The organism is Jeotgalibacillus salarius (assembly GCF_004405125.1).
Classification (GTDB): domain Bacteria; phylum Bacillota; class Bacilli; order Bacillales; family Jeotgalibacillaceae; genus Jeotgalibacillus; species Jeotgalibacillus salarius.
Genome location: NZ_SORX01000001.1, coordinates 181,560 through 193,866 on the forward strand (window position 1 = coordinate 181,560; position 12,307 = coordinate 193,866).

Genomic DNA, 12,307 nt, shown 5'->3' on the forward strand with positions numbered 1-12,307 from the left:
AGTGCACGACACGCCCGGGTCGAGTGCACAAGATCACCACGCGAGTGCACAAACCGCCGATTCCGATGTCCTGTCCACACACTTCGATCGCTCCTCCAAACAAAAAACTGCCAGACCTCAACAAGTTGTTGAAAATCTGACAGCTCTATCTTTTATGACTGTTTCTTCAATTCCTCAAGCTCTCCAACAAACCACTCTTCCACCTTACGAGCCGCTGATGATACGCTGGACGCGGTCACATCGAACGCTTCGCCGGCTTCTTTCTGCGTCATCGGCAATTCTGTTGCATGCTGCGCCATCAGGTAAGAGAAAGTCGCAAGGTACGTTGCCGGCTTTCTTACTTTAGCTCCGTGCTCCGTGAAATACGCCGATGCAATGTGACACGCGAATAGAGACAGATCTTCGTCCCGCTCATCCCAGAACGACTTAAGCTCATGAAGCGCTTCTTTTTGCTGATCTGACTGAAGCGGTTCAGTCATCTGATTGATCCAGCCTTCATTTTCAGAAGTCTGCTCACGTGCAACGAGTGCTTTAATGACTTCAACTACGCCTTCAGTTACAATCCATTCACTGCGGTCTTCAGCAAGCTTTTCTACACGTGAATTCAGTGCAGCTGCTTCTTTTTTTGTGTAAACAGATGGGAACATAAAGCCGAATGGCACCCACTTATCTTCAAACGGCAGAAGCATTGTAAACAGGTAATCAATCGGTGCCCATGAATGGAATTCCGGGATTGTTACCTTGTAAACCTCTCCACTGATGAGGTCCGTCATTTCGACTTCCCGCGTTAATTCTTCCATTTGCGTCACTTCAGCCACAACAGGCTTCGGCTGCTGCCAATTTTCTACCATCTCCTGTAAACGCGCTCTTTCTATAGAAGGCTTTCGCTCATCCAGGAACTGTTCCCAGCTAGAAGGCTGCCCGTGCAGACCGAAAATATATGTTAAGAACACAGTTAAAAACTGCGGCTCATTAAATACTTCCTGCACTTCCTGAAGCACATACTCATAGTCCTTTTTAAATGTGGATTGCTTTGGCGCCATCGCTTCATTCAAAAAGCTGAGCTGAAGGTCCATCTGATCTTTCACTAAAATCGTTTCGATATTCACAACTTTATTTGCACAACATTTTTTATATTTCTTACCACTGCCACACGGGCAAGGTTCATTACGTCCAATTTCCTGCATCTCGGCACTTCCTTTGTAAAATAATCACCCATTATTGTAACACGAGCCCGCGAGAACGCAAAAAACAGCCAATTTCTTAATGGCATGCAGGGCCATGAGGGTGCAGTTGTCGCTATCTTCGCCGAACCGATAGCAATCCGCAATTGGGACGTAGCGATACACCCGGCAACTCGTAGCAATCACTCCACCAGGTCGTAGCAATCACACGATTTGGATGTACTATCCACCCGTGAAGTTGCTGCACTACGTCCTCTTCATGCCTTTAAGTAACTAAAAGGCTCTTTGCAAAAGTGCATGCAGGGACAAAGGGGGCAGTCGTCGCTATCTCCGCCGAAGCGGTAGCAATCCGCACCCAGGTCGTAGCGATACACACGGCAACTCGTTGCAATCACTCCACCAGGTCGTAGCAATCACCCGTTACCACTGTCCTATCCGTTAAACCCCGAACGTCTTTCCACCATTTACGTTAATATTCTGCCCTGTAACAAAATCAGCTTCGTCACTGGCTAAAAACCGTACCATGCTGGCAACGTCTTCCGGTTTTCCGAGACGTTTTAAAGGAACACCCTCAATATAGCTGCTTGCACTATCTTCAGTGACTTCCCCATGACGTTCAACCGGAATGAAGCCCGGATGCACAGCATTTACGGTAATGTTGTGCTTACCCAGCTCATTTGCCCATGAACGGGTCATGCCAACCACTGCAGACTTTGCCGTGACATAATTTGAAAACTCCGGATTGCCTAATTCAACAACCTCGCTTCCAATATTAATAATGCGACCCCATTGGTTTTCTTTCATGGCCGGGATGACTTCTTTCGCGAGGAGCAGTGACGCTTTTACGGTAAAGTTCAGCTGATCCAGGTAATCTTCCCAGGTCACATCTTCCAGCGAAAGCTCGGGCTGTGGACCAGTTGCGTTGTTCACAAGAATATCAATCGGCTGCCCGAAAGCTTCACGCGAACTGGCGACCAGCTTTTTGACATCATCTTCACTTGTAACGTTTGCGCTGATGGCAACAGCCTCTCCACCGGAATCCTTAATATCTCGAACAATTGTTTCTGCTTTTTCATGATTGCTGTTGTAATTAATGATCACCTTGATGCCGGCATCAGCCAGTTTTAGCGCCATACTTTTCCCTAGTCCTCTGGAAGCGCCTGTTACCAGTGCAACTTTACTATTCATAAAAAAATCCTCCTTCAAATAAGTTTTTTCTCTCTTGCTTAGCCCCGCTTCTCTTGGCGACGGTCATATATCTCGTCGTGACGGTAGCACCCCGGATCGCGACGGCATGATACACCCGGGTTGACCGTAGTGAAACACCCGGCGACAGCAGTCAGAACTCCAGCGAAGGTAATAACAGCATCCTCGACGGTCAGACCACAACCTCAATAAAAAAGACGCCCCGCAGGACGCCTCTGATCAATTATTCTGCAGTTTCAATCAATCCGTATTTCCCGTCTTTACGCTTGTACACAATGTTTGTGCCGTCTGATTCAGCGTCAGTAAAGACGTAGAAGTTGTGGCCCAGCATGTTCATTTGAAGAACAGCTTCTTCACTGTCCATTGGCTTCAGGTTGAATGTCTTTGTACGAACGATGTCGAATTCGCTGTCATCTTCATCTGTACCGACAGACACCGGCTCCAGTTCTTCAATGCCATGTTCCGGATCAACCGTCGTTGCGAAAAATTCTGGTTCATTTGTTTTTTCACGGAATTTACGATTTACTTTTGTTTTGTGCTTACGAATCTGACGCTCAAGTTTATCAAGAATAAGATCAACTGCTGCGTACAGATCTTCATGACGCTCTTCTGCGCGAAGAGTCAGTCTCGGCATCGGGATTGTAACCTCTGCCTTAGTTTGCTTATCGTTATACACCTTTAGATTAACGTGAACGTTGGCATCAGGTGTATCGTTGAAATAGCGCTCTAGCTTATCGATTTTTTTCTCCACGTATTCGCGGATCGCTGGAGTTACCTCAATATTCTCGCCTCTGATATTATAATTCAACATGTGAACTCCTCCTTTGAATCTTAAAAGCTATACTACCTATTTCTTCTCTACCCTTGCTTTCTCCTTCTTAATCGTAAAAGTTTTTTAAATTTTTTGTCGAAACGATTGCCGTCTTCAAAGGGTTTATGCCATAATCTAACACTTTCTCTAATAAGCCCCGCGAATGTGCGGATGCACCTCATTTACATAAAAATCGTGCAGCTGATTCAGCTCACTTTTCGTAAACGAAGGTGTGTGTAATGCCTGAAGGTTTTCTTCAATCTGCCCCTGATTTTTAAAGCCGGGAATCGCACACGTGACTTCCTCCTGATCCAGAATATAGCGAATCGCAGCGCGCGCCATATTCTCTCTACCTTCAGTGATCCATTCAAGCTCCTTCGTCAGCTCCACACCCTTTTTAAAACCAAGGCCTGCAAATGTTTCACCCACATTAAACTGTTCACCGTTCTCATTAAAACGGCGGTGATCATCCTCTTCAAACTGATGATCCAGAGAAAACTTATTCGTCAGGAGACCACTTGCGAGCGGTAGACGCGTAATAATTCCGACGCCCTTCTTCTTCGCTTCCACAAACAGCTCCTCTAAAGGTTTTTGACGGAAAATATTAAAAATCACCTGAAGACTTTTCACATTTGGATTTTGCAGACAGATCAATCCTTCTTCAACGGTTTCAACACTGACCCCGTAATGGCGGATTTTCCCTTTATCCTGCAGCTGATCCAGCACGCCAAACACACTGCCATCCTCCAAAATTTCTTTTGGCGGACAATGAATCTGATACAGATCCACACGCTCCCTCTGTAGTCTTTTCAAAGTGTTATCCAGATATGCTTCAACCTGTGGCATTTCATATGTTTTCGGATCATGAATGTCACCTGCACGGCAAAACTTACTCGCAATATGAATATTCGCTTCCTGACCTTTTGTCGCTTTCGCCAACAGCTCTTCACTGTGCCCATCACCATACACATCCGCTGTATCAAAGAAATTCACACCACGATCAATCGCATAACCTAAAGAACGAAGCGCCTCCTGATCATCCGACTTACCCCAGGCACCACCAATCGCCCACGTTCCAAAACTGATTTCACTGACCCGTAAATCTGTGTTGCCTAATTGACGGTATTTCATTCAATTTCACGCTCCCTTATATCAGCCAGTAATCGACTCAATTGTTTAGTTTGATTGTACACCTGTTGGTAGATGGAAAACAAACTTTTGTAATATTCATTATTTTGCGGCTTATAAGTACGTTCTTCTTTTAAAAATACTGCTGAACACTGCTCAAGACTGCCGAACCATCCTGATCCAACCGATGCCAGCATAGCTGCACCCATGCCGGGGCCCTGTTCAGAGTTCAGCTTTACGACTTCAGCATTAAATATATCTGCTTGAAGCTGAAGCCAGAAATCACTTTTCGCACCTCCGCCAATCGAAACGATCCGATCAATTTTTTTACCATTCTCACGGAAAATCGTCAGTGATTCATTGAGAGAAAATGTGACCCCTTCAATAACTGCTCGGGTGAAGTGACCTCTCGTATGACGCTGATCCATCCCAGTAAAGCTGCCTCTGATATAAGCATCCGCATGAGGGGTACGCTCTCCTGATATATAAGGGGTAAACAGTAATCCTTCAGCTCCCGGAGGTGTCAGTGCAGCTTCTTTTATCAGCTCATCAAAGGACAATTCCCCGCCAAAATTCTTTTTATACCATGCAAGGCTGTCACCGGCTGCAAGCGTAACACCCATTGTATAATACGCATTTGGCACCCCATGATTAAAGTAGTGAACCTTTCCATTAAAATCAAGGTTTCCTCGATTTTCATATGATAAAATAACACCCGACGTTCCAATGCTGCACATGCTCATGCCTTCTTTTAACACCCCTGACCCAATCGCACCGCAGGCATTATCTGCTCCGCCGGCAAATACTTTTGTATCAGGTTGTAAACCAGTTTCCCTGGCGACTTCAGGCATTATTTCACCTGCCTCATCCACAGATTTAAGCAGCTGCGGACACTGTGTTTCTTCTATAGTAAAAGCATCAAGCATTTCTTTGCTCCACACGCCATGTTCAACATCAAGCAGCAGTGTCCCCGCAGCATCCGACAGGTCCATCGCCATCTTCCCTGTCATACGGTAACGCACATAATCCTTTGGCAGCATAAATTGGTGAAGCCGCTCCCAATTTTGTGGCTCATGCTTTTTCACCCAGATGATTTTAGGAAGCGTGAAACCTTCTAATGCGGGATTTTTTGTTAAATGAAGCAGCCTTTTCTGGCCAACTGTCTCAACAATTTCCTGACACTCAGCTGTCGTGCGTGTATCGTTCCACAGAATAGCCGGTCTGATCACTTCACCTGACTCATCGACCATTACAAGTCCATGCATTTGTCCCGCAAAACTGATTCCTTCGACCTTTTCTCCTTCTTTTAGATGAGAGGTAACTGCTTGAAGTGCCTGAAATGTACCTTTCACCCAGTCTTCCGGATGCTGTTCACTGTACCCTGACTTTTCATGCATGACTGGATATTCAGCAGAAGCCTCCTTGACAACCTCTCCATTTTGATTCACCAATAATACCTTGACCGCACTTGTTCCCAGATCAACACCGATTACATAGCTCATCTATGTTTCCTCCTCTGTCATTTTACATATGTAATTCCCCCGAACGCTGATGTCCGGGGGATATTTGATTTATACGCGTACTTCTGACAATGTCTCAAGCAAATATTGATTTAACATTCCCTTCAGTCGCTCCTGTCTGCCAGATTCGTTTTGTATCGAATCCAGTGACAGTGCGTACTGTTCAAGTGATTTTAAGTCTGCAGTGCCATTTACAATTTCAAGTCCGACACCTTCAGTAAATGATTTGTAACGGTTTTCAATCACTTGATCGAAAACACGGTCTTCAATGAGCTTCGCCGCTACCTTTGCACCGATTGCAAAGCTATCCATCCCGGCAATATGTGCTTCAATCAAATCTTCCTGAGCAAATGAAGCACGTCTGACTTTCGCATCAAAATTTAATCCTCCTGATCCAAGCCCTCCATTTTGGAAAACCTCAACCATAGCAAGCGTCGCAGCATACAGATCTGTTGGGAATTCATCTGTATCCCAGCCGAGTAAAGTGTCTCCCTGATTCGCATCAACTGATCCGAGCATGCCGTTGATTCTTGCAAGACGCAGTTCGTGTTCAAATGTGTGGCCTGCAAGCGTTGCATGATTTGCTTCAATATTAAATTTAAAATGATCAGCAAGGTCATACTTCTGCAGGAATGACAAACTCGTTGCTACATCAAAATCATACTGGTGCTTCGTCGGCTCTTTTGGCTTCGGTTCAATAAGAAACTGACCAGTGAAGCCGATTTCCTTTGCATAATCCACAGCCATATGAAAAAAGCGCGCCATATTATCCATTTCAAGCTTCATATCAGTATTTAACAGTGTTTCATATCCTTCACGTCCGCCCCAGAAAACATAGTTTTCAGCACCGAGCCGTTTGGCAGTATCAAGTCCTTTTTTTACCTGAGCAGCTGCATACGCAAATACGTCTGCATGATTAGTCGTCGCACCTCCATGAACGTACCGTGGATGTGTGAAAAGATTCGCTGTATTCCAAAGCAGCTTCGTCTTCGATGTTTTCATATTTGATTCAATTAAGTCCGCGATTTCATCAAAATTTTTGAAAGACTCTTTTAACGTACTGCCTTCAGGCGCCACATCCACATCGTGAAAACAGAAATACGGAACACCCAGCTTTTCAAAAAACTCGAATGCAGCTTCCACACGTGCTTTTGCAAGGTCCATACCGCTATAACGGTCCCATGAACGAATCATAGTCGGCGCACCGAACGGATCCGTTCCATCCGCGGTAAATGTGTGCCAATACGCAACTGAAAAACGCATCCACTCGGCCATTGTTTTCCCGTTTATTGTCTCTTCAGCTTTATAATATTTAAATGCGAGTGGATTCTTAGAACCCGCTCCCTCAAATTGGATTGGTCCTTTTGTAAAATGTGTCATATAATCTCCTCCTTTAATTTTATTAACTGTTTTACTTCATGAAACGATTCCGGTTTGATGTACGTCCTTTGTCCTGCTGATTTGAACAAAGCGGTGATACGCTGGTACCATTGTTGCTGCAGCGAATGTCACCAGGCCGAAAAATGGGAATAGTGCAGGCATAGCAAGAAACACAAGGATGAGTGCTGCACTGCTGAACGCCATGAAAAGTGTATGGAGTGGGCTGATCAATGCAATGAGCGCTGCTTGTTTGACCATTTGAATAAATGTAAGATCATAATGCACCCACACCGGAAATAAATACAGCACGATGACGCCGATCAATATGATGAAAAAGACACCTGCAGTGAACTGAACCGGATGAATGACTTCCTGCATTGCGAAGTAGATGAACTGCGCTGCCACCAATAAAAGCACAACTGTAAACAAAGTCATCGGCTTCCATGATTTCCTGCATGCCTGCGTAAATGCCTGATGAAACGTTTGCCACGTTTTCAAATCCGTCTCTCCTCGCAGCCACTTCCTGATGACAGTAAACGCCGCGAACGCCGCCGGAACTGCCGAAAACAAGACCAGTCCGCCAAGCAGGTAGCCGAGCCAGATCAGGTTCAGCCATGCGCCTTTTGCAATCCATTCACAAAGTGTGTAAAGTCCGTTCATGGTTTTTTCCATGAACCTCATCTCCTTTAGTTTCATCAAGCCATAAAATGCTTGTTACACCCCGCGGATAATATTTACTTCCGGCAATTTCTCCGTTAATAATCTGATCGCTCCAGCTCCAGAATGACAGCTCAGGGTGGGTCAGCCATTCAACATGTGCACGGTCAGCCGATGAATCGACTTCATTCCCCATAATTTCCCGGGCAATAAACTGGCACAGATAAATTTTACTTAGCCAGGAATTTCCGCTCGTGGAGGACAACTTCCAGCCATCATCCTCAAACAGACAAATCCCTTTCTTCAGAACAGCATAATAATGGGTTTGGAGCGCTTCAAGATAATGTTTAAATGGACCATCCTGATCAAGCGCTTTTTCAATTTCAAGTACGTAAGGAAATATTAAGCCTTCTATTGCAGGAATAATCTTTGAATCATTATTTTCGCCCATGACAGCCGGTATGTAGCCCGCAGGAGTCACATACGAAACCATTGTTGCAGCTGCTTTTTCAGCCTGTGCATAGGCAGTTTCAGCTAATTCGGGATCACTACTCAGCATTTGCTCAAGAGCCAGATACGCTGCCCACGTTTTCCCTGCAAGATACAGGTTATTTCTCGCCTGTCCAAGTGACACATCAAGGCTGTCATAAGTCGTAATTTCCGCACCGCCCATCGTTCTTGTTGAATCAAGCGCCATGATCCCGTTACGCTGATCTGGATCGGGATGATCACGATTCACAAGACTTTCAAGACAGTCTTTTACGATCGAATCGTTTTGCTTCAGCCACTCATGGTCCCCTGACTGCTTTACATATACAGCAGCCGTCAGCACCCAATTCACAAGCTGCTCGTGCGTCATATGAGAGAAGCAGCCATCAATTCCGTACAATTCATACGAGGAGTATCCTGGTCTTGAAAACGTATTGGCAACGCCCATATCATGCGTAAAGCTGATGCCGCCGGGATAAGTCTTTTCTTCACCAGGAAACCTGACTTCATCCCTGTAGCTGTAGCGTTCAATAAAAAGATCCAGCTCATTTCTAACGGTCCATGGATTCATTTTCATTTCAAAAAACAGCTGATCCACTGTCAGATCAAACGTATTCATCATGCGATACTCACCTTCATTCACAACCCACAAAGGTTTGCCATCCTGCTCCAGAAACTGTGTGCAGCCGTAATAACTTCTAATCGCATGATTCATCATAAACCGCTGATCCTCTGTTAAATGAGCAGCCTCTGTCAGTTTGTTCGCACCTTCAGCCCGCTGTTTCAATTCAACAAAATGATCATGCGAATAATCCGCCACCTCTTCAATCGAATCGAAAAGCTTCGTATAATAATAGCTGCTGTTCATTCCGGCAGTGATATTGCCGTCCCTGTAAAAACTGATTACAATCTCAAGCGTCTTCTTCTCACCAGCCGGAACATCCACCAACAGTGTTCCAACTGTGCCGAGGCCGAACGCCCAGTTTTCCACGTGAGGATCTGTCAGAATATTTTCAAGACTGAAATGCATGGCAGAAGATGCATCAGGATCTTTCGTCGTCACAGCCGTAAACGTACCCTGTCCAAATCCTTTGGCATCCATCGTGTCATCCAGCTTTCTGACAGATGTATAGGGGTCCGTTCCCTGATAGCCAAAAAATGCGCGTCTTGTGGAAGTTCCTGCTGTATTATCCAGCGTGAGCGTCGCCAGCACACTTGGTACAATGACCTTTTTCAGCTCAGCCTCATCCGTCATTTCAGGATCCGGCACGCTCTCTGCTTTCGAATAAATAGTGAATGTCATATCTCCTGCTTTAAACGTATCTGTCCCAAGATTAAATTCACGTGTGATTTCATTCTGGTCATATTGATGTAAAATTTTCGGTTTATCAGGATCAGGATCCATATTTTCAATATCATAACGCTTACTTTCTTCTTCAGTCAGTTGATGGAAAAATGGAAAAGCATCATAATGACCCTTTTCTTTGGCTTGTTCAAAACCGATAAATACATTTTGAGCTGGAGATCTTCCCAACTCAACATCCATTCCGCCACCTGCACCGGGAAATCCCAGTGTAAAACTTGAAAACGCTCCGATTGGAGAGTGATGCGCATTGAAAAATTGATTCATGATGTTCGCGTCCTTTCTGTCTGGAAATCTGTATTGGATTAATTGATCCGGTTTATTGCGTTGGGTGCACTGTTTTGTGTGGTGAGTGCGCGACACACCAGGGTTCAGTGCACAAGATCGCCGCGTGAGTGCACAACCCTGCAAATCCGATGCACAACCCGCACACTTTAGTTGTCCGCCCAACCCTCTTCATGCCCTTGAGACACTAACAGCCTGTTTCCGAAGGGCACCCAGTGCTGCTTCGCTGTGCCCGGGCATCGGATGCACTGTTTTATGTGGTGAGTGCACAAGTTTGGCCGGTGAGCGCGCGACACACCCGGATTCAGTGCACAAGATCGCCGCGTGAGTGCACAATCCCACTAATCGGATGCACAACCTATGCGCAGTCACGTCACAAACCCGCTCCTACCCTTTCACAGACCCGGCCGAAATCCCCTCAACAATCCGGTCACTCAGGAAAATAAAAGCAATCAGAATCGGCAGAATACTAATGACGAGTGTTGCTCCGATCGCGCCCCAGTCTGTTGAATACTGACCGATGAAGTTCTGAATTCCGACCGTCAGCGTTTTAAAATTATCCGCGCTGATGAAAGTGTTTATAAACACAAATTCATTCCAGTTGTAAATCATGTTGATAATCGCCGCAGTCGCAAGCACTGGTGCAGTCATCGGGAGCGTGATCCGAAAGAAAATACGGTGTACCGACGCTCCATCCATAATGGCTGCCTCTTCCACTTCATGTGGCAGCACCTGATAAAAGCCGTATAAAATCATAATGGTGATCGGTAAATTAAATGCTGTATACGTGATAATGATCGACAGTGGATGATTGATCAGATCGAGTTTTGAAAATGTATCGAACAGTGGGATTAGTGTTGAATGGACTGGAATCATCAGTCCAACCATGAACAACCCGAGAAACAGGCTCTTCTTTTTAAATTTCATTCTTGTTAAAGCAAATGTCGCCATGCTCGCAAATAATAGAGTCAGAATCACAGCAGAACCCGTATAAATCACACTGTTAAAGAAGTACAGGCTGATATTGCCTTCTGTCCATACTCTGACGTAATTTTCCCAGCGAGGTGTTGCCGGCAGTGCGAAAGGTGAAAGCTCAAAAACTTCCTGATTATTTTTAAGTGAAAATAGTACAAGCCAAACAAGCGGGAAAATCTGAAATACACCGACGATTGCAAGTACGATATAAAGCAGCGTCATACTAATTTTGTGTCTGACTTTCCCCTTGCTCTGTTCCGCAGCTTTCCGGCGTGCTAATGCGGTTTGCTTTTCAGTCAATGCTTCATTTCGCATAAAGCAGCCTCCTTAATATTGAATATCTTCATCTGTAACCGTTACTTTCCGGATCAGCCATGTAATCATTAGACAGATGACTAACAGGAAAAATCCGATGGCACTGGCATAACCGAAATCAAATCTGCTGAAAGCCTGACCATACATATAAGATGCCATCACTTCACTTGCGCCATTTGGACCGCCATTGGTCATCACATAAATCAGATCAAAATATTTCAGTGATCCGACAACTGCAAGGACAATCGTTACTTTTATCACATTCATTATGAGTGGTACTTTGATTTTCCAAGCGATATCCCATGCACTCGCACCATCAATTTTTGCTGATTCAACGAGAGACTCAGGAATATTTTTTAACGCAGCATAGAAAATCAGAATGTAAAAGCCGGCATATTGCCAAATGATCGGGATAAAAATTGCAAACAGTGCAAGAGATGGTTCCGCAAGCCATGCCGGCGGGTCTGAAATTCCAATTGCCATCAGCATTGTGTTCAGAATTCCGTTAGTTGGGTGATAAATTTTCATCCACAGCTGCGCAATCGCAACGGAAGCAAGCAGCATGGGTATTAAATAAATCTTTCTCAGGAAATTCGCACCCTTAATTTTCCCTGCAAGCACGAGTGAAATCAGCAGATAGCCGATCAGACTGAGTGCTGAAAATACGGCAAGCAGCAGTGAGTGCCAGGCGCTGTCCCAAAACGCAGCGTCTCTGATCAGCAGCGCATAGTTTTCAAGTCCAACAAAAGACATTTGACTAATACCGTTCCATTCCATCAGACCAAAATAACCTGTCTGGAAAATCGGTATGTAGACAAGTGCCAGAAGCAGAAGCAATCCTGGCGATAGATAGAGCGCGATGATTTTTTTACTCGATAAAGCCTGATCCATATGAATCATTCCTTTCATCATTTAAAACAGTTGTTGCTTTAAACGTCTGGCGCGTTTCAGTGCGTTCATTCGTTTGCTAAAACTGAGATATCGCTAAAATTCA

10 protein-coding genes are annotated in these 12,307 nt (G+C 45.0%); all 10 read right to left on the minus strand.

Annotated elements, in window-relative coordinates:
* Positions 1-152 precede the first annotated feature (152 nt).
* The gene (locus tag E2626_RS00870; RefSeq protein WP_134378672.1) at positions 153-1,187 is read right to left on the minus strand and encodes a YecA family protein; all 1,035 of its coding nucleotides are present in this window, start codon (positions 1,185-1,187) and stop codon (positions 153-155) included.
* Positions 1,188-1,622: 435 nt separating this feature from the next.
* The gene (locus E2626_RS00875; RefSeq protein ID WP_134378674.1) at positions 1,623-2,372 is read right to left on the minus strand and encodes an SDR family NAD(P)-dependent oxidoreductase; all 750 of its coding nucleotides are present in this window, start codon (positions 2,370-2,372) and stop codon (positions 1,623-1,625) included.
* Positions 2,373-2,613: 241 nt separating this feature from the next.
* Positions 2,614-3,201 carry a ribosome hibernation-promoting factor, HPF/YfiA family gene (gene hpf / locus E2626_RS00880; RefSeq protein WP_134378676.1) on the minus strand — a complete coding sequence of 196 codons (588 nt, stop codon included), beginning with the start codon at positions 3,199-3,201 and terminating at the stop codon, positions 2,614-2,616.
* A gap of 147 nt (positions 3,202-3,348) precedes the next feature.
* Positions 3,349-4,332, minus strand: coding sequence for an aldo/keto reductase (locus E2626_RS00885; protein WP_134378678.1), 984 nt, complete (start codon positions 4,330-4,332; stop codon positions 3,349-3,351).
* Positions 4,329-5,831: a xylulokinase gene (xylB, locus tag E2626_RS00890; protein WP_134378680.1), complete on the minus strand. Its 1,503-nt coding sequence runs from the start codon at positions 5,829-5,831 to the stop codon at positions 4,329-4,331. The genes E2626_RS00885 and xylB overlap by 4 nt, the downstream gene beginning before the upstream one ends.
* Before the next feature lie 69 nt (positions 5,832-5,900).
* On the minus strand, positions 5,901-7,229 hold the full coding sequence (gene xylA / locus E2626_RS00895) for a xylose isomerase (protein ID WP_134378682.1): 1,329 nt from the start codon (positions 7,227-7,229) through the stop codon (positions 5,901-5,903).
* A gap of 36 nt (positions 7,230-7,265) precedes the next feature.
* A complete protein-coding gene (locus E2626_RS00900; RefSeq protein WP_166786677.1) occupies positions 7,266-7,901 on the minus strand; it encodes a YesL family protein in 636 nt (211 codons plus the stop codon).
* Positions 7,864-10,005, minus strand: a complete 2,142-nt coding sequence (locus E2626_RS00905) for a glycoside hydrolase family 52 protein (RefSeq protein ID WP_134378686.1) — start codon at positions 10,003-10,005, stop codon at positions 7,864-7,866. The genes E2626_RS00900 and E2626_RS00905 overlap by 38 nt, the downstream gene beginning before the upstream one ends.
* Before the next feature lie 405 nt (positions 10,006-10,410).
* Complete coding sequence (locus E2626_RS00910) at positions 10,411-11,220, minus strand: carbohydrate ABC transporter permease (RefSeq protein WP_244094224.1); 810 nt, start codon at positions 11,218-11,220, stop codon at positions 10,411-10,413.
* 105 nt (positions 11,221-11,325) lie between these two features.
* Positions 11,326-12,204: a carbohydrate ABC transporter permease gene (locus E2626_RS00915; RefSeq protein ID WP_134379301.1), complete on the minus strand. Its 879-nt coding sequence runs from the start codon at positions 12,202-12,204 to the stop codon at positions 11,326-11,328.
* Positions 12,205-12,307 lie beyond the last annotated feature (103 nt).